We start from the raw sequence: 22,034 nt of genomic DNA on the forward strand, positions 1-22,034 counted from the left end.
TGTAACAGTTAATGGGGTGCGTTTGCACCCCATTTTGATCTCGCTTTATCGCTCTTTTTACTATGGTTTTGGAAAAAAGATTAACTCGTTATCTTGCACCATAACGCAATCCATACCCGCTGCATGCGCCGCTCGTTTACCTAGCTCGGTATCCTCGAATACAAGACATTGTGACGCTTCCAACCCAAGATGCTCGGCCGCCACCAAAAAGGTATCCGGAAAAGGCTTATGGTTCTCTACATCACTTGCTGTTACCACAACATCCAACTTGTCCAATAAACCGGAGTGGCTCAATAGGCGCATGGCACTTTCTCGTTGACTGCCAGTTCCGACCGCTATTTTCTTGTGGCCTAAATATTCTTCTAACACGATATTAGTGCACGGAATAACGTCCCCGTGCAGCTCCATAGCAGCGAACGTTTCCATTTTAAATGTAGCGACGGTTTTAGGATCTAATGAAAGCTCATGCACACGGTTTAGCTCCTCAACAATTTTAAAGCTCGGCATGCCCCCTAAACTGTGAAACCACTCCTGACAAAACGGAAAATCAAAGCGATCTGCGGTTGCTTGCCAAGCAGCCAAATGGGCTGGCATGGTATCTATTAAAGTACCATCCATATCAAATATGAATCCCTCATAGGGCCTAAAATCAATCGTGCTCATGTCTTTTCTTCTATTTGTACATCTGTGATGTTAATTTATCAGCTCTTTCAATCGTCCTTACCGGCATTTACTTATCATGCTCAAAATTTCGAACTCCGTCACAATTCAAGAGTGGGAAATTCAATTATCCCCAATTAGAGCTCAAGGAAATGGTGGCCAGAACGTTAACAAGGTAGCGTCCGCTATACATTTACGCTTTGATATCCGACATTCCAGCTTACCTGACTTCTACAAAGAACGATTACTTGCTCTTTCTGACAGTCGTATAACTAAAGATGGCGTGATCATCATCAAAGCGCAACAATTTCGCACGCAAGAACAAAATAAGGAAGACGCCCTGAATCGGCTTCAAGCTTTAATTAAAGCTGCCGCCTTACAGGAGAAGAAGCGTATTAAAACGAAACCAACCCGCGCTTCTCAACGCCGAAGACTTGATACCAAGAACAAGCATGGAGCGAAAAAGCAGCAACGTAAGAAAGTGCTGTATTAATGCATGTCGTTTTCTCGACATGTTAGTTGAACAACGTTTGCTAGCCCTTGGGAAATCTCATTGGATTTCTCTTTTTAGTTACTTATTCAGGAAACAACAATATGACTATTAGGCAAAAACTCTACTTCCTCGGAGTTATCGCCATTTTAGGCATCGTGGCCCTTTTGGGTACGTCATCCCATTTCGCCAATAAGAGCAATGAACTTAACCACGCCATCAAACTCGTTGGCGATCTAGAAATACGTTTACTCAACTTACGCAGAAACGAGAAAGATTTCTTACTGCGTAGTAATGACAAATACTTAAACAAATTTGATGCGAATGTTGATAAGTTTCTAAATACCGAAAAAGAGCTTGCGAGCATACTCACGAGCAATGAATTACCTTCAAGTCAACGATTCAAACAAGACCTTCTTGCATACCAAAAGGGCTTTCAGAATCTGGTCAGTGCTTACCAACGCTACGGACTTGATGCAAAGAGTGGCCTTCTTGCTGGTTACGAGCAAGCACTGTTAGAAGCCAAGCAACGCTCCGACCACCAGCAATTGCTGGCGTTGGTTCGTTTTGACTCTGCGGTAAAATCAGGTCAATTCAATAGTGATTTGCTTGTTGGTCTATATGCTCCGGAGCTCATCAAAACAGGTAAGCTAGTAGCGGCACAAAAACAAGTTGTAGGGGTCGCTTACGACCAGGGCCTACTTGGTGAAACTCGCGCATTATCTCATGCTGTAGAAGAGCAATTTGAAACCTTTTCGACAGCCCTTAGCTCTGCTGCTGCAAAGCGTGATGAACAAATGTCGACTATCAAGCAAGTCATTACTGCTCTGATCTTAGGTGTTATTTTCGCATTGATTTGGCAGATCTCTCGCTCAATCAATACACGAGTAAACAGCTTGCTTGGCACCATTCGAAGCATTAGCGAAACAAACAACATGGGACTGCGCTCTGACTTGAAAGGCAAAGATGAGCTATTTGATATCAGCCACCACCTCAATGATCTGTTGGATAAGCTTGAGCAGTTAATTAGTGGCACCCAAGAAAAATCTGCGCAGTTAACGGCCAGTACCGATAATATGCATCGTGAGCTAGAAGGAGTTATGGAGCAGTTCCATACTCAAACGGACCACACTGCATCGATGGCTACTGCGGTTCAGCAAATGGTGGCAACGATAGGCGAAATATCGGAAAGCACGTCGGTTGCGGTAGAGGGTGTACATCAAGCCGCGAATAATGCCGAACAAGGCCGAAGTGTTGTTGAAACTACTGTAACCAACATTGGTCAATTGACCAGTATTTTATCGAACAGTCAGCAGTCGATTGGCTCGTTGAACCAACATGTAGATAAAATTGGTGGTGCGGTGAACATCATCCAAGAAATTGCGGAACAAACTAACTTACTGGCTCTCAATGCAGCAATTGAAGCCGCGCGAGCGGGCGAACAAGGTCGTGGCTTCGCCGTTGTTGCCGATGAAGTACGAGCCCTAGCTAGCCGAACTCATCAATCTACCGAGGAAATCACGCGAGTTGTTGTTGATATTCAAGCTCAAATGTCGACGGTCGTGGCGGATATTGATCAATGTAACGATCAAGGACAACAAACGCTTAATGCCTCTGAAAAACTTGATTCTAGCCTGCAGCAGATCATCACTGACATGCATGCAATTCAAGGCAATTCGGAGCGCATTGCTTCTGCGATTGAAGAGCAAGGTATCGTGATGAACCAAGTTAGTGGCTCAATCACCGAGCTTAACGCGATATCTGAAAACAACATGCAATCTGCTCAGGAATGCTTGCACGAAGTGAACTCTGTTTCTGCTCAAGCTCATGATATGGACGAAGCCGTTGCACAATTTAAAACCGCGCTAAAATAACCTTCTCTACAAATAAAAAGCCCGAGGCAATCATTGCTTCGGGCTTTTTTTCGACTTTAACTTCGTGCTCTACTGTGCACAGCGGGTGTGATTACTCATCATCAAGAGGAACCAGCTTGGTGTTGCCGCCATGAACTTTCTCACGCTGTCTTTGCACCAGAGCGTAGAAGCCAGGGATCAAGAATGTACCTGCTAGAAGCACACACAATAGACCACCAATCAGCGACACGCCGAGCGAGTTTTGGCTCACGTGCCCTGCACCTGCGGCGAAGATCAGCGGGAAGATACCCAGGATAAACGACCAAGATGTCATATTCACAGCGCGGAAACGTAACGTGCCTCCTTTAACCGCTGCACTATCGATATCAGCATCTTTTTCTTCACGTTCTTGCTTGGCGAACTCCACAATCAAAATTGCGTTTTTCGCCGCCAAGGCTATGAGCAAGACAAGGCCAATTTGCGCATACAAGTTAAGCGGTGTCCCAGTCAGATTCAACGCCAAGAAGGAGCCTAACGTTGCTACTGGCACCACCAAAATGATGGCTAATGGAATACTCCAGCTCTCATATTGTGCCACCATGAACAAGTAAATGAAGATCAAAGCCAGTGCAAACGCATAAATGGCTTGGTTACCCGCAAGTACTTCCTGGTAAGCCATACCTGTCCATTCGTACGTGTAGCCCTGCGGAAGAACCTCTGCAGCAACGCGTTCCATTGCGGCAATCGCATCACCACTAGAGTAGCCCGGAGCTGGTTGGCCTTGAATGATAGCACTGCGGTACATGTTGTAACGCCATGCCACATCAGGCTCGAACACTTGCTCGTAGCTCACTAGCGTACTTAGTGGAACCATATCACCGTTCGAAGAACGAACATGGAAACGCTCTAGATCTTCCATGCTGCTACGGTGCTGGCTATCAGCTTGCATGGTTACGCGGAAGTTCTTACCAAACATGGTGAAGTCATTCACATAAAGCGAACCTAAGTTGCCTTGCAAGGTTTGGAAAATAGACGACAGTGAAATACCCAACTGCTGTGCTTTCTCACGGTCGATATCAACGTAGTAGTGAGGGACATTCGCGCGGAACGTACTAAACGTGTAGGCAATTTCAGGGGCTTGGTTGGCCGCTTGGATCATTTCTCCCATGACCATCGACAAATCGGTACGGCTTCGCCCTAGCGTATCTTCAAGCACAAACTCAAAACCAGACGCTGCCCCCATACCAGGAACCGCTGGTGGCCCCATCGCAAACACAACCGCTTGAGGCAACTCTGTTGCAGCACGACCGTTAATACGCGCCGCGATGGCATTGGCAGAGTGTTCCCCTTGCAACGAGTTACGAGTATCCCAGTCATGCAGTTTGATAAACACAGATGCACCGTTTGATGCTGCTGCGCCTGTCATAAACGAGTAACCGTTCGCAACCGTCACGCCATCCACACCAGGTTCTTCACCAATCATGTTCATTAAATCATTGGTGACTTCTTCAGTACGAGATAAAGATGCTGAATCTGGTAGCTGAACGTTAACCAGCAAAATGCCTTTATCTTCTTGAGGAACAAACGCTGTTGAGGTGGTTTTCGCAAAGAAAGTGACCGCCGCGATAGCGACTATAAAGAACGTCACGAGTAGCAAAGATTTCTTCACCAAGAAACCAGCGACCTGACCATAACGCGTTGTGATACGCTCTAAGCCTCGGTTGAAAGCCTGGAACCAGTTAGCGGTGTTGCCCCCACCCTGCTTCAATACCAAAGAACAAAGTGCTGGAGACAGCGTCAATGCGTTAATGGATGAGATCACAACCGAAATACAGATGGTCAAAGCGAACTGGCGATACATGATACCAGTGATACCCGGCAGCATCGCGACTGGTATGAATACCGCAAGTAAAACCAAGGTCGACGTGATGATTGGGCCCGTTACTTCTTTCATCGCTAGCAATGTCGCTTTACGCGGTGAAATGGTTGGGTCTTTCGCCATGGTGGTATCGACGTTTTCGATAACCAGAATCGCATCGTCCACCACGATACCAATCGCGAGGATCAAGCCAAACAAAGTGACCGTATTGATGGTGAAGCCCGTCGCCTGCATGATGGCAAACGTACCAATCAGAGAAACGGGGATCGCAACAACAGGAATCAACGTTGCGCGCGCACTACCCAAGAACAAGTAAGTTACAGCAATCACCAATAGAATCGCTTCAATCAGTGTTTTTACTACCCCTTTGATCGATTCAGATACGAACACGGTTGTATCGTAGCTGGTCTCGTACGCCATGCCCTCAGGGAAGTTTTTACTCAAGTCCTCAAGCAGCTCCATGACGGCCTGACCACTTTCTAACGCGTTCGCATCTGATTGAAGAGACAATGCAACAATTGACGCGTCCTGACCACGGAATTTACCGTTACCATCGTAGAACTTTTTGCCTAGTTCAACGCGAGCAACATCTTTCAGATAAACCGTAGATCCATTGGGATTAGCTCGAAGGACAACGTTCTCAAACTCACTCACGCTTTCCAAGCGACCTTTGGTCACAAGGTTAAACTGAACTTCTTGTGGATTGTTGTATGGTGCTGCACCTACACGCCCTGCCGCAACTTGAACGTTCTGTTCAGCCAAAGCGGCGTATACGTCTGACGTAGTTAGCTTAAGGTTGGCCATTTTTTCAGGGTCTAACCAAACACGCATTGCGTATTCGCCACCACCAATCACGTTAACTTCACTGATACCTTTCGCACGAGCCAGCTGATCTTTTACATTCAAGTTAATGTAGTTAATCAAGAACTGATCATCGTATTTGCCATCAGGTGAATAGAAGTTGAGTACCATCAGCAAGTCAGGTGAACGCTTTTTCACCGTCACACCAACCATGCGCACTTCTTGAGGCAGTTTTGACTCGATCTGTGACACACGGTTTTGCACGTTTACTTGCGCCATGTCTGGATCGGTCCCGACATCGAACGTGACATTTAGGCTGTATGAGCCATCGTTCGCGCTCTTTGAAGACATGTAGATCATGTCCTCAACGCCATTGACCGACGTCTCTATGGGGTCCGCAATGGCCTGCTCGACAACTTCCGCACTCGCACCGGTGTAGTATGCCGAAACGCTGACTGATGGCGGACTTATCTGTGGGTACTCCGCCACTGGCAAAATCGCCAGTGAGATCGCGCCTGCTAGCGTTAATATGATCGAAATAACCAGCGCGAATTTAGGTCTCTGAATAAAGAAACGACTTAACATAGTGCCCCCTACTGCTTATCTTCAGCAGGTGTTTGAATGCGCACTTCTACACCATTACGCACACGCTGTAGGCCCTGTGTAATAACCGTATCTTCCTGTTCGAGGCCTTCTCGAATGATAATGCCTTGTTCAACCTGAGGTCCAAGCTCGACGTTACGACGCTCAGCCACACTTCCCTCAGCCATCACCATCACAAAGTCACCTTCTAAGTCAGTCTGTACGGCACGTCGTGGGATAACAATAACGTCTTTTGTGTTCTTATCTCTCAAGTTCACTTTGATGTGCTGACCCGGAAGTAACTTCTGCTCTGGGTTTGGCACTAGCGCACGCATTGCAATCGTACCAGTTTTGGTATCAATACGATTACCTAAGAAATCGAGCTTACCGAGATGCTCAAAAAACTGACCATTTTCCAGCTCAAGCTGAACTTCAACTCTGTTTGATTCTGCTGAGCCGTCGCCTTTGACTTGATCCATACCCATGGCTAAACGCTCGCGCTCACTCACACTAAATGAAGTATGCACTGGGTCTAAGCTCACCAATGTCGTCAGCACGCCAGATGAAGGGGAAACAAGATCACCAGTACTCACTTTGGTATCGCTAATGCGACCGCTGAACGGAGCTCGGATTTGAGTATAAGAAAGGTTAACTTCAGCAAGCTTAAGCTGAGCATTTGCTGCTTCTAGCTCGGCTTTCGCACCAAGAAGTGCCGCAGTTAAGGCGTCAAACTCAGATTGAGAGATACTACCGCGAGGCAACAAGTTTTTACCTCGGGTGTGGTCTAGTTCCGCTTTTTTTAGCGCGGCTTTTGCTTGTGCAAGTGCCGCTTTAGCGCTCGCGACTTGTGCTTCAAAAGAAGATGGCTCGATAGAATAAAGAAGCTGCCCTTTTTCTACCATTTGCCCCTCTTCAAAGTGACGAGCTTTTAAATAGCCAGAAATCTGCGCGGTAATATTGGTATCTTCTACTGCTTCAATGCGACCGATATAAGACTTGCTCGGTTGGTAGTCGATAACCGTGACATCCTGAGTCACTACGAGAGGCGCTTGGCCTTCCCTTTGGGCATTATTAGCTTCCCCGCATCCAGCGAGGATTGCTGTAGCCGCCATTAGTGCGACAAGTGGTTTCTTTTGCATGTATTTACCGTCTTTATAGAACAGGATATTGTTGAATTCCCATCAACCTTACTCCTTGCTGCTACTGAAAACTTCACTCAAAAGCCCCCAAAATGTTTCTAAATGTAAATATGAGAAACAAAAAGAAAATAAAGTAATTTAGTTAACAGTGATATTTAATGAACAATATACAAACAGCTCAATCATAACTATTTGATATACACTCTCAGGCATCGTGCATTTAGAGGCGCTAGGAAACGCGAATTAAGATATCGTATAAAGACGGAAGTGAGATTCGGTGCTCAAGATAAGAACGTTTTATGGTTAAAAAGACAAAAAATGACGCCTTCATACTCAAGACCCCGATTTTGACTATTTTTTTAATATAAATGGGTTATCATTCAATTAATTCAACGCCTTCGACAGAGAGGATGACTATGATTTCTAAATGGGCAAAACGCTTTTACCAGATGGCAGAACTAGTGGCGTCTTGGAGTAAGGACCCATCAACACAAGTCGGTGCAGTTATCACTAAACAGAATCGCATTGTATCTGTTGGATTTAATGGCTACCCGCACGGTGTTTCTGACAGTGTCGATACCGATGAACGCGAGTTGAAATACCTTAAAACACTACACGCGGAAGAGAACGCAATTTTGTTCTCAAAACGTGATTTAGACGGATGTGATATTTGGGTGACTCATTTTCCATGTCCTAACTGCGCGGCAAAGATCATTCAAACAGGGATCTCACACGTGCACTGCCCTGAGCAATCTGAAGACTTTCTATCTCGCTGGGGAGATAAAATCCAAGTCAGCCAAGACATGTTCGATCAAGCGGGTGTGAAAGTCGACTGGCTACCACTAGAAGACATTGAAATTGAAGACAAAGACGTACGTTAATGTTTCGTTTTTGAATTTAAAAATAGCCCAGATGACTCTGGGCTATTTTCCCCATTCAATCGACAAGAACAGCTCGACCTAGTCTGTTAACCGTGTTTTTTCGCGGTGAGTTCAGCAATTTTGACGATGACAAGCACTGACTTCTCCATCATTTCAACCGAAATAAACTCATGAATCCCATGGAAGTTAAAACCACCAGTGAAGATATTCGGGCACGGCAACCCCATAAAAGATAAACGAGCGCCATCTGTACCACCACGAATAGGTTTTATAATCGGTTCAACATCACACGCTTCCATCGCTTGCTTCGCTAACTCAATGATATGCGGGTAAGGCTCAACCATTTCTCTCATATTGTAATAGCTGTCTGTTATTTTCAGTTCTACAGAACCATGGCGTAAGCCCGCGTTCATGTCATCAACGAGTTTCTGCATAAAGGCTTTTCGCTCTTCAAGGCCCTGACGATCAAAGTCTCGGATAATGTAACCAAGTTCGCTTCGCGCCACACCCATTTCTGCCGATTTTAAATGGAAGAACCCTTCGTAGCCTTCTGTTGTTTCGGGAGTTTGATCTTGGGGCATTTGAACTTGAAATTTCGCAGCCAAGTTCATCGCATTGACCATTTTGCCTTTTGCGGTACCTGGATGAACGCTAACACCATGAAAAATCACATCGGCGTTTGCCGCATTAAAATTTTCGTATTCCAGTTCACCTTGCGGGCCACCATCAATAGTGTATGCCCATTTCGCGCCAAACTTTTCAACATCAAATAAATCTGCGCCCCGGCCAATCTCTTCATCTGGTGTGAAGCCGATACGAATGTCGCCGTGTGGAATGTCTGGATTTTCTAGTAACAGCGCGACCGCAGAGAGAATCTCAGCAATACCAGCTTTGTTATCCGCGCCAAGTAATGTAGTGCCATCGGTAGTGATAAGGTTATGGCCATGTAGATGATGTAAATCTGGGTATTGCACCGGAGATAACACTTCATCCCCCAACCCTAGCGCAATATCGCCACCTTGATAATCTTCAATAAATTGCGGTTTTACGTTTTTTCCTGAGGCGTCAGACGCGGTATCCATATGGGCAATAAAGCCGATAGGCGGCACCTCATAATCAACGTTAGCTGGCAGTCTAGCCATCAAGTAGCCATTTTTATCTAATGTCACATCACTTAAGCCAAGTTCGATCATCTCTTTTTTAAGCAACTCAGCAAACACAAGCTGACCAGGCGAGCTTGGGCAAAGCGTAACATGTGGATTTGATTGGGTATCGAACGTGACGTAGCGAAGAAATCTTTCAACTAAATGTTTCATATTTATTCTCATTGTTTTTATACGATGAGGCTTTATCAACCATCAGTAAGCTGACCTTACCTCATCAAACCTCAAGCTATGTTACGCTCTTAGCTCAATAAGAATTTGCTTTGAATCAGTTTTTCATAAGAAAGGCTAATGCACATCCCCTCGTCAATTGAAGCATGAATCTAATCTAATAATTCCTCAGCTAGTACTCGCCACTCTTTTACCTTACCGCGAAAATGACGCCATTGTTTATCGGTCATAGATTGAGAAATATCTAATGTCAGTTGATCGACCAGCACAAAGTTAGAATCAATATTTTTAGAAAGCTGCTCACTGTAATAGCTCTCTGGCTCGAACAACAGGCGCATAAATATATCCTGATAAGTGACAGCATTGGACTTGTTGTCGAACAGATATTCGAGCTCTTGATATATCGTTGCTCGATAACCTCTCCATAAAGGACTGTTAAGAGTGACTTGTTGAGAAAACGTTTGAGCTAATTGGCGCTGACTTTCTGATAGGCTTCCCAACCACTCTTCCATCCATTCTTCTGTGTTATCTAGAACAATTTCACGTATTTCATCTTCCGTTTTATCCGCATATTTTGCGTTTCGCTCTTGATAATGCTCTTGTACATTACTCAGAAATTCCCGTTCTTGATCTTTCGTTAACTGTAAACTCAAAGCAAAAAGGTCTGGTGCCGCTTTGCTTACCACTCTATCGTAATGCGCTCGCATTCTATCTCGATTTTCCTGCAAATAATTTAGGGTTATATCGCTCGCTTTTAATCTCTCAAGCTCTTTTAAATGATCGATATATAACGGTAACTCTTCTTTCTTATGCCATTCTGCTAACAATAATAAGCGTTCTTCGACCAAGACTTCTTGTTCACCTTGCAGAGAAACATAATCCTCTATGTAATCGATAACGAACCAATCGATATTGCTGTATAGAAACTTCTTCGTACATCCGGCAAGAAGAAATACGAAACAAAATAGAAGGCCATAACCAAGCACCTTATTAGATACACCCTGTAATTTAGTCACTTATTCGTATTCCCTTTTCTATTGATTAAGTTCTATACTCAACTTGTATCACTTAATATTGCGGCAAACTTACACCAGTGTGACAAATATTGATTGCCACCTTAATAATATATAGAGTTTGAAATTAACTTTTTGATCACAGCTATCCGCAAAAAAGTGAGTTAGAGCGCAATTATCGGCTAAAAAATACACCGAACGACGCTCCCTATAACGGCATATAATTTGCATGGATGTTTTTTGGATGGTTTATGGAGGCGAAGTATGGCAGCCGCTGAGCAACTTGATACCAGTGTAGAATATGAGATTCGATATTTTGAACAGGGGAAAATGCACTGCATGAGAGTCATTGCTGAAAGCAAAAAAGTGGCTTATCAGTACTATTTAGAGTGCGGTAAGCACAACAGTGACTTGTACTCTATTCGCCCAGACAAATAAAAAAACCGCCTTAAAGGCGGTTTTTTTATTATTAAAATCACGCTAAACGATTGATTCCATTGGTGGTTTGGGATTGTTCTTCAACTGTATTATTTGATGTCGCCAAAGCGCTCAAGATAAAGAACGGTTGCCGCAGTACGAGAAGGAACTTGAAGCTTTTTAAGTAAACTCTTCATATGAACTTTAACCGTTGATTCAGAAATAAAAAGACGATCGGCAATCTGCTTGTTGCGGAAACCTCTTGCCACCTCTCTTAAGATCTGCGTTTCGCGATCCGTCAGCGTATCAAAAACGTCCTCTTGTCCTGAACGCTCACTCAAATACTTAGAAACTTCTTGGCTGTAAGCTTTGTCACCTTGATGCGCTTGTTTTAGCAACTCAACCAGCTCATCAGGCTCAGTATCTTTCAATAAATAGCCATCTGCGCCACTTCGAACTATTGCTTCTATGTCAGCAGGACTATCCGATACGGTTAAGATAACAATTCGAGCTTCACAACCATCAGCACGTAGCGCTTGTAAGGTATCGAGGCCTGACATGCCTTTCATATTGAGATCAAGAAGTACAAGATCCAGTTCCAGCTCATGCGCTTTCGCTACCGCATCTGCGCCATTACTTGCTTCTGCAACGACTTCAAACTCAGGCTCAAAGCTTAAAAGTTGATGAATACCTCGTCGCATGAGTGGATGATCATCCACCAGCATTACTTTACACACTGTCACTGTTTACTTCCTTACTATGTTGGAATTCTAGTTTTACGGTACAGCCTTTGTTGATCGATGCTTCAATATGAAGATCGGCATGCAGCCTAGCGGCTCGCTCTTGCATGATACTCATACCGTAATGATTTAATTTTTCGTCTTGATGTTCAAAGCCTATTCCATCATCGGTAACGGTTACTGTGACTTTTCCATCATTATCAAGACATTGAATGTGAATATTATCTGCTTGCGCATGCTTGATGGCATTAATTGCCGCTTCTCTTATCAACTGTAGTAAATGAACCTGCTGGTGTGCATCCAGTTCAGTTGAAGAAAGTCTATTTTTTAACGTAATGTCAGCGACGGTTTGTTCGTTGAGCGTTTCGACCATATCTTGCAATGCTTGGCCAAAACTGCCCTCTTTAATCGTAAGACGAAACGTCGTCAGTAATTCGCGTAGTTGGGTATAAGCAGCAGATAAGCCCGTATCCAACTCGGCAATGACTTGATTCGCCTGAGCTATCGCTTTTTCATCAGGCAAATTCTTTACGCTTCTCTTTAATAAAGCGACCTGAATTTTTAAATAAGAGAGTGCTTGAGCTAATGAATCATGCAGTTCCCGAGCAATGGTGGCTCGCTCTTCCATCAGTAGGATTTGTTCTGCTTGGCGTTGGGCTCGATTGTAATACACGGCACGCGATAAAATCTGCACAAAGTTGTCAATAAGAGCTTCGTTCGGACAAGGTAACCCGGCCTTCCAATACAAATAGCCTAAGTGCTCACCGTCCAACGTTAGAGCCTTACTGTGGCAATCTTCATCACAGTCGTGGCAGCACTCTTCCCCTTCCATCAATATCCAACTCGGTTCTCCCAATTGCTCTATTTCAAGTTTGACCGCTTTAATGCCCTCAAGACTTGCAATATGTTGCAATATGGCTTGGAAGTTATCCTGATTAATACGTGAAGCCGTTAACTCTTTCGACGAGTCATACAATACTTCTAAAGACTGATTCGCATGCTGTAATTTACGCGTTTTTTCATCAACCGCTTGTTCTAGCCCTCGGTATAACTTACCAAGGTCCGTCGCCATCCGATTAAAGGTTCGAGTCAGGATCCCCATTTCATTATCGCTGGATACATCAAGCGATATATTAAATGAGCGATTCTTAATTTGCTCGCTAGCAAAAACTAAAGCACGCAAAGGCCGTACAACTTCGAGGCGCACAAAATGGACAACAAACATACTGACACAAAGGATACCGCCTAACCCTAACCCGCCAATCCAAGCTAAGTTAATCAGCTTTTGCTCCGAAAAGCTTTGCAGCTTAAATACAAACTCATCGATCTGCTTTACAAAACCAGCCACTAGGAGTTGGTACTTCGCCGGATTATCTCCTCTCAACACCGACTTGAGCTCATGCCATCTCATAATAAGACGGTAGTAATCATGAGTAATGTCTTCTGGCACTGACCAATGCTGGAGTGCTTTCATGGAAGGTGAGTATATCGAATGTTCAAATGCGTCAATATGTGAAGAGTAATCAACAGATTTAATCTGAATATCATGTGCCAAACGATAACTTTGCATTCGCATTGAGCCAGCAACATTGACGGCTTCTGCATCATTCAAGCTTGACGCTAACGTAAAAATTGCAAAACCAGTCGTAGCAACTGAAAGCAGCAAAATAAGAAGCATCGCGGACGCAATCGTGCGCGTCACTGACTTTTTCACATTTTTAAACAATCTGAGTTCCTCGCCCATTAACAACCCTATTTGTACGTGCAATGAACCCATTACCTTTCAACTTTATCAATATGTGATCACCTGCGACGGAATTTATTGATCCAAAACAATATTGCATCCCATTTACCTCCTAAGAGGTATTTATACAAATATGTCAAAAACTACAATTTCGTTAGTTTAAATGACAGTTTATTAATGAAAATTGTGGACTATGCTTAGTTTGGGTTCCAAGTTTCGAGGTGACTAAGTGGTAGACCTTTCCAGAAGAAGACTCTTTGCAAGAAAAGCGCACCCCGACAACGCCGTACGTTTGCCTTGGTTAACCAAGCCAGAACAGTTTACGGACGATTGCACTCGCTGCGGTAAATGCATTGAGGCCTGCGAAACAAAGATTATAACTAAAAGTGATGGCGGATTCCCTTCGGTCGATTTTTCTATTGATGAATGCACATTTTGTTATCAGTGTGCAGACGCCTGTCCTGAGCCCCTTTTCTTGCCAAAAACAGAGCAACCTTGGCAAGCGAAAGCAAGCATCAACGATAGCTGCTTAGCAAAACAAAATGTCGAATGCCGAAGCTGTGGGGATATGTGCGACCCGATGGCAATTCAGTTCAAATTAGAGCTGGGGAAAGTAGCACAACCCAATTTAGACCTTGATGAGTGTAACGGCTGCGGCGCATGTGTTTCAGTGTGCCCGACTTCATCCATCAATGTGAGCAATATAACAGCCTAAGCCGTATGTCGTCGGCCAAAGGCAATAAATGAGAGAGCTATATGTCACTAAATGAAGTGCATATTTCAAGTTTGGTAGTACATGTACTGCCGGAACATCTGGATGAAATCAAACAACAGATCGAAGCACATGAAAATGCGGAAATCTATGGTGACAGTCCAGAAGGCAAGATTATCGTCGTGCTTGAAACCGAGAACCAAGGTTTTATCACAGACACTATCGATGCCATTAACAATTTACCGAATGTCTTGAGCACGGTATTGGTTTATCACCAAATCGAAACTGGGCTTGAAGAAACGGATGAAGAAGACACTGGAACACAACATTCCCAAATCGAGGGTGAAGTATGAAAATGACAAGACGTGCGTTTGTGAAAGCAAACGCGGCTGCATCAGCTGCTGCTGTCGCAGGTGTGACACTACCAGCATCTGCAGCCAACCTGATTGCAAGCTCTGATCAAACCAAAATCACATGGGACAAAGCACCTTGTCGTTTCTGTGGTACAGGCTGTTCTGTTCTTGTTGGTACTCAAAATGGCAAAGTGGTAGCAACACAGGGTGACCCAGAAGCGCCAGTAAACAAAGGCCTAAACTGTATTAAAGGCTACTTCCTTTCTAAGATCATGTACGGTCAAGACCGTCTGACTCAGCCGATGCTGAGAATGAAAGATGGCAAATTCCACAAAGACGGTGAATTTACACCTATCTCTTGGGATGACGCTTTCGACATCATGGCTGAGAAATGGAAAGCTTCCCTCGAGAAAAAAGGTCCAACAAGCGTAGGTATGTTTGGCTCAGGCCAATGGACAGTAATGGAAGGCTACGCTGCGTCAAAGCTAATGAAAGCTGGCTTCCGTTCAAACAACATTGATCCAAACGCTCGTCACTGTATGGCTTCTGCTGTAGTTGGCTTTATGCGCGCATTCGGTATCGATGAGCCGATGGGGTGTTACGATGACTTTGAGAACGCAGACGCTTTCGTTCTATGGGGCTCGAACATGGCAGAGATGCACCCTGTTCTATGGACTCGTATTACTGACCGTCGCCTAAGTCACCCTCACGTTAAAGTGAACGTGCTTTCTACTTACTACCACCGTTCATTTGAGTTGGCAGATCACGGCTACATTTTTAATCCACAGTCTGACCTAGCGATTGCTAACTTCATCGCGAACTACATCATCGAAAACGATGCTGTAAACTGGGACTTCGTAAACAAGCACACTAACTTCACTCAAGCAGATACCGACATCGGTTACGGCCTACGTGACGATGATCCGCTACAAAAAGCAGCGAAGAATCCTAACTCAGGCAAACTAACGTCTATCTCTTTCGAAGAGTACAAAAAGTCTGTTGCACCTTACACAGCTGAGAAAGCCTCTGAAATCTCTGGTGTTGAAAAAGAGAAGCTTATCGAGCTTGCGAAGCAATACGCCAATCCAAATACAAAAGTAATGTCACTTTGGACAATGGGTATGAACCAACATACTCGTGGCGTGTGGATGAATAACTTGGTTTACAACATCCACCTACTAACCGGTAAGATCTCGACTCCGGGTAACAGCCCATTCTCACTAACGGGTCAACCATCTGCGTGTGGTACGGCTCGTGAGGTTGGTACTTTCGCTCACCGTCTACCTGCAGACATGGTAGTAGCTAACCCGAAACACCGTAAGATTGCGGAAGACATCTGGAAACTGCCAGAAGGTACGATTCCACCAAAACCTGGCTTCCACGCCGTATTGCAAGATCGCATGTTGAATGATGGTGTTCTGAACTGTTACTGGGTTCAATGTAACAACAACATGCAAGCGGGTCCAAACATCAACACTGAACGCCTTCCAGGTTACCGCAACCCTGAAAACTTCATCGTTGTGTCTGACCCATACCCAACAGCGACAGCGCAAGCAGCAGACCTTATTCTTCCAACAGCAATGTGGATTGAGAAAGAAGGTGCTTACGGTAACGCAGAGCGTCGTACTCAAGCTTGGTACCAACAGGTGGGCACGGTCGGTCAGGCAAAATCTGACCTGTGGCAGCTAATGGAGTTCTCGAAACGCTTCAAAATGGAAGAAGTGTGGCCTGAAGAGCTTCTAGCGAAAGCGCCTCAGTACCGTGGTAAAACCATGTACGACGTACTATACCGCAATGGTAATGTCGACAAGTTCCCTATCGAAGAAGCTCGCGAATTGAATGACGATGCTCACCACTTCGGTTTCTATGTTCAAAAAGGTCTGTTTGAGGAATACGCAACGTTTGGCCGCGGTCACGGGCATGATTTAGCACCATACGACCGTTACCATGAAGTGCGTGGTCTACGTTGGCCAGTTGTTGATGGTAAGGAAACACAATGGCGCTTTAAAGAAGGTTCTGATCCATACGCAAAAGAAGGTTCTGGTTGGGATTTCTACGGCAATGCTGACGGCAAGGCGAAGATTATCTCTGCACCATATGAAGCGCCACCAGAAGTGCCAAACGATGAGTTTGATATGTGGCTATGTACTGGCCGTGTTCTTGAACATTGGCACACAGGCACCATGACTCGTCGTGTACCTGAGCTATACAAAGCAGTACCAGACGCAGTGTGTTACATGCACCCTGAGGACGCAAAAGCGCGTAACGTTCGTCGTGGTGAAGAAGTACTCATGGCAAACAAACGCGGCGAAGTACGCGTTCGTGTTGAAACTCGCGGTCGTAACCGTCCGCCAAAAGGTTTGGTATTCGTACCGTTCTTTGATGCACGTATTTTGATTAACAAGCTCATCCTAGATGCGACTGACCCACTGTCTAAACAGACAGACTTTAAGAAGTGTCCAGTCAAAATCACTAAGATTGCTTAACCTTCAGATACCGAATGCTACGGCCGTCACTATGGCGGCCTAATAAAGAATTTAAGCCATAAAGGCGGAGATGAAATGATGAAAAAATTACTTGTCGCACTTTTATCTGTAGGTGCTTTAGTGACAGGCATTGCGCAAGCTGAGTTAGATAATCCAGGTGGCATTGGTGGTCTAGAGTCTCTACGTGGAATGTCTCAATTGGAAGACACACGCCCAGCAGATGAGTTCAAGGACTTCCCTAAAGACCAGATTGTTGAAGATAGCTTTGTTTATCAACCACCGTTGATCCCACACAGCATCCGTCACTACGAAGTATCGTTAAATGCTAACAAGTGTCTTGCGTGCCACAGCTGGAAAAATGCAAAAGAGTCAGGCGCGACTAAAATTAGCGTAACGCACTATGTAAACCGAGAAGATGCTGTATTGGCGGATATGTCTCCTCGTCGTTACTTCTGTTTGCAATGCCACGTGCCACAAACTAATGCTAAGCCACTAGTGGAAAACAAGTTCGAGGCAGTTGATTCGCTTCAGTAATTGAAACGCGAGTACGAAGAGGTTATTTATGAAAATACTTAAAGCGTTTTGGAAAAGACTGAAGAACCCAAGTAAAGCTGCCGCTGGTGTGGTTTTGTTCTTAGGTTTTGCAGGCGGTCTTTTATTTTGGGGCGCATTCAACACAGGTATGGAGGCAACCAACACAGAAGAGTTCTGTTCTGGCTGTCACGCACCAATCGTTGCTGAAATTCAAGAAACAATTCACTACTCTAACCGTTCTGGTGTTCGTGCCATCTGCTCAGACTGTCACGTTCCTCATGAATGGACAGATAAGATCGTTCGTAAAGTACAAGCATCCAAAGAGCTATTCGCTCACTATGTTCTGCGTACTATCGATACACCAGAGAAGTTCCAAGAGCGTCGAGGACACCTTGCTGAGCGAGAGTGGGCGCGAATGAAAAAGAATGACTCTCTTGAGTGTCGTAACTGTCACGAGTTTGATTACATGGATTACTCTCAACAAGGCTCACGAGCAGCGGAGCAGCACTCTACTGCGCTAGCTTCTGGAGAGAAAACCTGCGTAGATTGTCACAAAGGCATCGCGCACAAACTACCGGACATGAGCGGCGTTGAAGGCTGGCACTAAGGAGACTTCCCATGAGTACTTTAGAATCTGTAATTTGGCATATCCTTGGCTATAGCGCCATGCCTGTGATTATTCTTTCCGGCTTTGTGGCAGTAGCAGCAATCTCTCTCTGGCTGCTGTCATTTGGTAAGGATAAAGAGGTGTAACGTAACGCACTTCTACCCGTCAACTTGCCTATTTGTTGACACTAAGCGCTGAGTATCTACTCGGCGCTTTTTTATTCACCGTCACTTTCGACCCCAGAGTTTCCTCAACCGATACGTATATTCAATCGGGATAATAAGGTAGCCAGTAACGACCAAAAAAAGCGACCATAAAGGTCGCTAAAATTTACTGCTATAGGGAGTTGTTTAAGATTCTTTTACTGGCAGAACCTGCTTGACGTATTGCCCTGGAGCTTCATCGATTGCTGGGTGGTCTTCCGAGCCAATAGGGAATGGTTCGACTTGCTCTTTTGGATTGAATTGAAGTAGCCATTCATTCCAATGTGTCCACCACGAGCCCTCTTTGTGCTCGGCATTATTCAACCACTCGTCAGCCGAATCATCCAAAGTATCGTTCAACCAATAACCATACTTATTTTTCGCTGGAGGGTTCACGATACCCGCAATATGACCCGACTCACCGAGAACAAACGTTTTGTTGCCACCAGTGTTCAGGGCACCACGATAAGTTCCCTGCCATAAAGCAATATGGTCTTCTTTCGTTGATACAAAATAGCTAGGAATTTTGATCTTATTTAGGTCAATCCATACCCCACCAATTTTGACGCCTTTGTCTTGCACTAGCTTATTCTCTAAATAGAGCTCACGAAGCAAGAAGTTATGGGAGGCAGCACTCACGTTGGTGCTGTCACTGTTCCAGTACAACAAGTCAAAATCGACTGGGCTGTTGCCCTTTAAGTAGTTGTCTACATAGTAGTTCCAGTACAAGCTATTTTCGCGCAGTAAGCTGAATGTGACGCTTAATGAACGACCGTCCATATACCCTTTTGCGTTGTTTTGCGCCTCAATTGCACTAACAATGGTGTCATTGATGTACGCGCCAACTTCGCCTGGCTGAGAAAAGTCGAGCAATGTGGTGAAGAAAGTCGCTGACTTAATACGCTTCTTCATACGTTTTGCCGCATAGTACGCAACCGTGCTCGCCAGAACCGTACCACCGATACAGTAACCAGCCGCGTTGATTTGCTCTTGGCCCGTTATATCTTCAATTGCGGCGACGGCTTTGACGACGCCTTCTGTCACATAGTCACCAAACTCTACATGCGCTTGTGCCTTGCCTGGGTTACGCCAAGACATCATAAATACGCTATGTCCCTGCTCTAGCAACCATCGAACCATTGAGTTCTTCGCTGTTAAGTCAAGGATGTAGTATTTATTAATGAAAGGCGGAACGATGAGCAGTGGCGTCGCATTCACTTTCTCTGTTAGAGGTCGATATTGAATCAACTCAAACAATTCGTTTTGAAAAACCACATCGCCCGGGGTGGTCGCAACGTCATCACCCACACGGAACGCATTGTTGTTCGTCATACGAATTTTCAAAATGTCCGCGCTGGACTCAACGTCTTCTTTTAACTGCTCTAAGCCAGCCAGCAGGTTTTGACCGTTTTGCTCAAGTGTCAGTTTCAAGAGTTCTGGGTTCGTCGCGATGAAATTCGAGGGGGAAAGTGCATTGATGGCTTGACGAGAAAAGAAAAGTATTCGCTCTTTAGATTTTTCATCCAAACCTTCGAGTGACTCAATTGTATCTAAATAAGTCTTGCTGAATAACAGGTAGGATTGCTTAATGAAGCTATACATCACCTCATTTTGCCACGCTTCATTAGAAAAACGCTTGTCCCCTTTTTCTGCTTCAATGACCTGTTTTTGGTTACCCGCCAACGCGACATTCTGCCAAATTTGTAGCTGCTGTTCCCACCATTCTGCTTGCAGTTTTAAGATCGCAGCAGGTTGATTTACAGCTTGTTCGAAGAGTTTGGCAGTGTCTTCCAAGTTCACTTCTTGCATGGCCTTATTTAAAGGAGAGTTCACGACTGCCTTGTTCACTTCGAAATCATGCCACCACTGTTGATTGGTTTGTTGAAGCTGTACAAGATAGTCCGAAAAGAAGTGCTGAAACATAGTCTTACTCCTATATTCGGAAAAAACAACGCCGCCCAAATTAGGGTCTAAAGACCCTAAGGCGGCGAGAATCGGACAAATTACGCTGGAGTAACAGTCTTTAGATTTTCCGAAGTCATTTTCTCAACGTCTTCTTTGAACTCCTTTGCAATAGCTTGAAGCTTGTTGCTGTCGTCCATCATTTGTTGAGAAAGCTTAGTAAGAACGCTTAGTTGCTGGCTGTTGAAAGCAGTCAATGACGTTACGTCTTTGATTTCTGATGCCGCTTTCATTTGGTTCAGACCCACTTCGCTATAAGTACGAATTGCGTTCAGTTGAAGCTCAGTCAACACTTCTACGTTTTTTGTCACTAGCTTGTTGAACTTCAAGTAAGGTTCTAGATTTTTTTCAGTTTGATCGCTAAAGGTTTTGAAGAAATCTGTGTACATGGTTTATCTCCTAGAGAAAGAATTAAAAATGTCCGTTTAAATAATTACTTAACTGCTTTTATAACCACAGCCGTCCCCATGCCGCCGCCCACACAAAGTGATGCGACACCATATTGACCATTTTGCTTATGAAGCTCGTGAACAAGCGTCACTAAGATTCGGTTGCCCGATGCACCAAGTGGGTGACCTAGCGCGATAGCACCACCATTAAAGTTCGCTTTATCTTGAATCGCGTTAACGGGAACTTGGTTGGTTTCCGCCAACTGATGAATCACGCCAAGTGCTTGCGCAGCAAATGCTTCGTTTAACTCGTAAACGTCAATGTCGTTTACCGTTAATTCCGCTTTTGCTAATGCTTTATTGACTGACTCCACTGGACCTAGACCCATAATTTTCGGATCAAGCCCCGATTGCGCATAGCTTACGATCTCAGCAATAGGCGTGAGTCCATGTGCTTTAACTGCGCTCTCAGACGCGACGATAATTGCACTCGCACCATCGTTAATACCTGATGCATTCCCCGCAGTCACAGTGCCTTCACGGTCAAAAGCAGGGCGCAGCTTGCTTAACGCTTCCATGGTCGCATTAGCCTTTGGGTATTCGTCGGTATCAAATAGCACCGTTTCACGGCGTTGCTTTACTTCTACGGGCACAATTTCGTCTTTGAATTTGCCCGCTTCGATTGCCGCCACCGCTTTCTGTTGGCTAGACAGCGCATACTCGTCTTGCTGTTGACGGGTTAGGCCGATTTCTTTTGCAACGTTTTCTGCCGTCACACCCATGTGATATTGGTTATAAACGTCGGTTAAACCGTCCGCTACGAGCAGGTCTTTCAGCTCTAGGTTGCCCATTTTGTTGCCATCACGAATACTGCTTGGTGCGGCAAACGGTATCTGAGACATGACCTCAACACCTGCTGCAACAACAATCTCTGCATCGCCACTACGGATATGTGAAACCGCATCCATGACGGTTTTCATGCCACTGCCGCAAACCATGTTTACACCATACGCAGGAACCGCGTCCGGAATCCCAGCGAACAATGCCGCCTGACGACCGACTCCCATGCCTTGACCTGCGCCGACAACGTTGCCAACAATCACCTCATCAATCTTATCACCAGTCAACTTTGCCGCTTCTAACGCGCCTTTAATCGCTACTGCTGCCAAATTGCCAGCAGAGGTATTTTTCAGACTGCCACCAAAGGCGCCAATTGGAGTGCGCTTCGCTGCTACGATAAACACTTTTTCCATCA

At 45.0% G+C, this 22,034-nt stretch carries 20 protein-coding genes; 10 read left to right on the forward strand and 10 right to left on the reverse strand.

The annotated features are described in order from the left end of the window. Positions 1-60 precede the first annotated feature (60 nt). Positions 61-663 (reverse strand): beta-phosphoglucomutase family hydrolase, encoded by a 603-nt coding sequence (locus MTR11_RS15355; protein WP_031780520.1) that lies wholly within the window; start codon positions 661-663, stop codon positions 61-63. A 76-nt stretch (positions 664-739) separates the two neighbouring features. Between MTR11_RS15355 and arfB the strand changes: the two genes are divergently transcribed. Both arfB and MTR11_RS15365 read left to right on the forward strand, forming a co-directional pair. Then, entirely contained in the window at positions 740-1,153 is a 414-nt protein-coding gene (arfB, locus tag MTR11_RS15360) for an alternative ribosome rescue aminoacyl-tRNA hydrolase ArfB (RefSeq protein ID WP_005396137.1), read from the forward strand. Positions 1,154-1,254: 101 nt separating this feature from the next. Beyond that, positions 1,255-3,024, forward strand: a complete 1,770-nt coding sequence (locus MTR11_RS15365) for a methyl-accepting chemotaxis protein (protein ID WP_109168975.1) — start codon at positions 1,255-1,257, stop codon at positions 3,022-3,024. 91 nt (positions 3,025-3,115) lie between these two features. Here the strand turns inward: MTR11_RS15365 and vmeZ are convergent, their stop codons facing one another. Continuing rightward, positions 3,116-6,268 carry a multidrug efflux RND transporter permease subunit VmeZ gene (gene vmeZ, locus MTR11_RS15370; protein ID WP_046875892.1) on the reverse strand — a complete coding sequence of 1,051 codons (3,153 nt, stop codon included), beginning with the start codon at positions 6,266-6,268 and terminating at the stop codon, positions 3,116-3,118. An 8-nt stretch (positions 6,269-6,276) separates the two neighbouring features. Then, positions 6,277-7,404 (reverse strand): multidrug efflux RND transporter periplasmic adaptor subunit VmeY, encoded by a 1,128-nt coding sequence (gene vmeY / locus MTR11_RS15375; protein WP_005396140.1) that lies wholly within the window; start codon positions 7,402-7,404, stop codon positions 6,277-6,279. Positions 7,405-7,820: 416 nt separating this feature from the next. Between vmeY and MTR11_RS15380 the strand changes: the two genes are divergently transcribed. Then, positions 7,821-8,285, forward strand: a complete 465-nt coding sequence (locus MTR11_RS15380; RefSeq protein WP_005373515.1) for a dCMP deaminase family protein — start codon at positions 7,821-7,823, stop codon at positions 8,283-8,285. A gap of 86 nt (positions 8,286-8,371) precedes the next feature. On the opposite strand, the gene pepT is transcribed toward MTR11_RS15380, so the two are convergent. Together pepT and MTR11_RS15390 are read right to left on the reverse strand one after the other, a co-directional pair. After that, the gene (gene pepT / locus MTR11_RS15385; RefSeq protein ID WP_243327997.1) at positions 8,372-9,601 is read right to left on the reverse strand and encodes a peptidase T; all 1,230 of its coding nucleotides are present in this window, start codon (positions 9,599-9,601) and stop codon (positions 8,372-8,374) included. A 170-nt stretch (positions 9,602-9,771) separates the two neighbouring features. Beyond that, a complete protein-coding gene (locus MTR11_RS15390) occupies positions 9,772-10,635 on the reverse strand; it encodes a DUF6279 family lipoprotein (protein ID WP_243327998.1) in 864 nt (287 codons plus the stop codon). 261 nt (positions 10,636-10,896) lie between these two features. Between MTR11_RS15390 and MTR11_RS15395 the strand changes: the two genes are divergently transcribed. Continuing rightward, the gene (locus tag MTR11_RS15395) at positions 10,897-11,070 is read left to right on the forward strand and encodes a hypothetical protein (protein WP_005373524.1); all 174 of its coding nucleotides are present in this window, start codon (positions 10,897-10,899) and stop codon (positions 11,068-11,070) included. 89 nt (positions 11,071-11,159) lie between these two features. Here MTR11_RS15395 and MTR11_RS15400 read toward each other — a convergent pair whose 3' ends face one another. Further along, the gene (locus MTR11_RS15400) at positions 11,160-11,792 is read right to left on the reverse strand and encodes a response regulator (RefSeq protein ID WP_005398453.1); all 633 of its coding nucleotides are present in this window, start codon (positions 11,790-11,792) and stop codon (positions 11,160-11,162) included. Next, a complete protein-coding gene (gene narQ, locus MTR11_RS15405) occupies positions 11,779-13,515 on the reverse strand; it encodes a nitrate/nitrite two-component system sensor histidine kinase NarQ (RefSeq protein WP_203343442.1) in 1,737 nt (578 codons plus the stop codon). Before narQ ends, MTR11_RS15400 begins: the two co-directional genes overlap by 14 nt. Positions 13,516-13,762: 247 nt before the next feature. On the opposite strand from narQ, the gene napF reads away from it, so the two are divergent. The 6 genes from napF (at position 13,763) to MTR11_RS15435 (ending at position 18,371) form a co-directional block, all read left to right on the forward strand. Further along, complete coding sequence (gene napF / locus MTR11_RS15410) at positions 13,763-14,248, forward strand: ferredoxin-type protein NapF (RefSeq protein WP_005398455.1); 486 nt, start codon at positions 13,763-13,765, stop codon at positions 14,246-14,248. A gap of 41 nt (positions 14,249-14,289) precedes the next feature. Then, complete coding sequence (locus MTR11_RS15415; RefSeq protein ID WP_005398456.1) at positions 14,290-14,598, forward strand: chaperone NapD; 309 nt, start codon at positions 14,290-14,292, stop codon at positions 14,596-14,598. Beyond that, complete coding sequence (napA, locus tag MTR11_RS15420) at positions 14,595-17,084, forward strand: periplasmic nitrate reductase subunit alpha (protein ID WP_006741149.1); 2,490 nt, start codon at positions 14,595-14,597, stop codon at positions 17,082-17,084. The genes MTR11_RS15415 and napA overlap by 4 nt, the downstream gene beginning before the upstream one ends. A 78-nt stretch (positions 17,085-17,162) precedes the next feature. Continuing rightward, the gene (locus MTR11_RS15425; protein ID WP_031780699.1) at positions 17,163-17,618 is read left to right on the forward strand and encodes a nitrate reductase cytochrome c-type subunit; all 456 of its coding nucleotides are present in this window, start codon (positions 17,163-17,165) and stop codon (positions 17,616-17,618) included. 28 nt (positions 17,619-17,646) lie between these two features. Next, positions 17,647-18,225 (forward strand): NapC/NirT family cytochrome c, encoded by a 579-nt coding sequence (locus tag MTR11_RS15430; RefSeq protein ID WP_005398274.1) that lies wholly within the window; start codon positions 17,647-17,649, stop codon positions 18,223-18,225. An 11-nt stretch (positions 18,226-18,236) separates the two neighbouring features. Then, positions 18,237-18,371, forward strand: coding sequence for a TIGR02808 family protein (locus MTR11_RS15435; RefSeq protein ID WP_005373546.1), 135 nt, complete (start codon positions 18,237-18,239; stop codon positions 18,369-18,371). Positions 18,372-18,575: 204 nt separating this feature from the next. Here the strand turns inward: MTR11_RS15435 and phaC are convergent, their stop codons facing one another. From phaC to MTR11_RS15450, 3 genes are all read right to left on the reverse strand, one after another. Next, positions 18,576-20,351, reverse strand: a complete 1,776-nt coding sequence (gene phaC / locus MTR11_RS15440) for a class I poly(R)-hydroxyalkanoic acid synthase (RefSeq protein ID WP_005398277.1) — start codon at positions 20,349-20,351, stop codon at positions 18,576-18,578. A gap of 80 nt (positions 20,352-20,431) precedes the next feature. Continuing rightward, positions 20,432-20,779: a phasin family protein gene (locus MTR11_RS15445; protein WP_005398278.1), complete on the reverse strand. Its 348-nt coding sequence runs from the start codon at positions 20,777-20,779 to the stop codon at positions 20,432-20,434. 44 nt (positions 20,780-20,823) lie between these two features. After that, positions 20,824-22,032, reverse strand: a complete 1,209-nt coding sequence (locus MTR11_RS15450; RefSeq protein ID WP_109169008.1) for an acetyl-CoA C-acetyltransferase — start codon at positions 22,030-22,032, stop codon at positions 20,824-20,826. Positions 22,033-22,034 lie beyond the last annotated feature (2 nt).

The sequence above is a fragment of the Vibrio sp. CCB-PB317 genome (genome assembly GCF_022808245.1).
Taxonomy (GTDB): Bacteria; Pseudomonadota; Gammaproteobacteria; order Enterobacterales; family Vibrionaceae; genus Vibrio; species Vibrio diabolicus.

What these genes read in the sequence shown, in the direction of transcription:
- MTR11_RS15435 (WP_005373546.1), top strand. Translation starts at nt 18,237, where the DNA reads ATGAGTACTTTAGAATCTGTAATTTGGCATATCCTTGGCTATAGCGCC.
- arfB (WP_005396137.1), top strand. Translation starts at nt 740, where the DNA reads ATGCTCAAAATTTCGAACTCCGTCACAATTCAAGAGTGGGAAATTCAA.
- MTR11_RS15365 (WP_109168975.1), top strand. Translation starts at nt 1,255, where the DNA reads ATGACTATTAGGCAAAAACTCTACTTCCTCGGAGTTATCGCCATTTTA.
- MTR11_RS15445 (WP_005398278.1), bottom strand. Translation starts at nt 20,779, where the DNA reads ATGTACACAGATTTCTTCAAAACCTTTAGCGATCAAACTGAAAAAAAT.
- napA (WP_006741149.1), top strand. Translation starts at nt 14,595, where the DNA reads ATGAAAATGACAAGACGTGCGTTTGTGAAAGCAAACGCGGCTGCATCA.
- MTR11_RS15425 (WP_031780699.1), top strand. Translation starts at nt 17,163, where the DNA reads ATGAAAAAATTACTTGTCGCACTTTTATCTGTAGGTGCTTTAGTGACA.
- phaC (WP_005398277.1), bottom strand. Translation starts at nt 20,351, where the DNA reads ATGTTTCAGCACTTCTTTTCGGACTATCTTGTACAGCTTCAACAAACC.
- vmeZ (WP_046875892.1), bottom strand. Translation starts at nt 6,268, where the DNA reads ATGTTAAGTCGTTTCTTTATTCAGAGACCTAAATTCGCGCTGGTTATT.
- vmeY (WP_005396140.1), bottom strand. Translation starts at nt 7,404, where the DNA reads ATGCAAAAGAAACCACTTGTCGCACTAATGGCGGCTACAGCAATCCTC.
- MTR11_RS15355 (WP_031780520.1), bottom strand. Translation starts at nt 663, where the DNA reads ATGAGCACGATTGATTTTAGGCCCTATGAGGGATTCATATTTGATATG.
- MTR11_RS15450 (WP_109169008.1), bottom strand. Translation starts at nt 22,032, where the DNA reads ATGGAAAAAGTGTTTATCGTAGCAGCGAAGCGCACTCCAATTGGCGCC.
- MTR11_RS15415 (WP_005398456.1), top strand. Translation starts at nt 14,290, where the DNA reads ATGTCACTAAATGAAGTGCATATTTCAAGTTTGGTAGTACATGTACTG.
- MTR11_RS15380 (WP_005373515.1), top strand. Translation starts at nt 7,821, where the DNA reads ATGATTTCTAAATGGGCAAAACGCTTTTACCAGATGGCAGAACTAGTG.
- MTR11_RS15395 (WP_005373524.1), top strand. Translation starts at nt 10,897, where the DNA reads ATGGCAGCCGCTGAGCAACTTGATACCAGTGTAGAATATGAGATTCGA.
- MTR11_RS15430 (WP_005398274.1), top strand. Translation starts at nt 17,647, where the DNA reads ATGAAAATACTTAAAGCGTTTTGGAAAAGACTGAAGAACCCAAGTAAA.
- pepT (WP_243327997.1), bottom strand. Translation starts at nt 9,601, where the DNA reads ATGAAACATTTAGTTGAAAGATTTCTTCGCTACGTCACGTTCGATACC.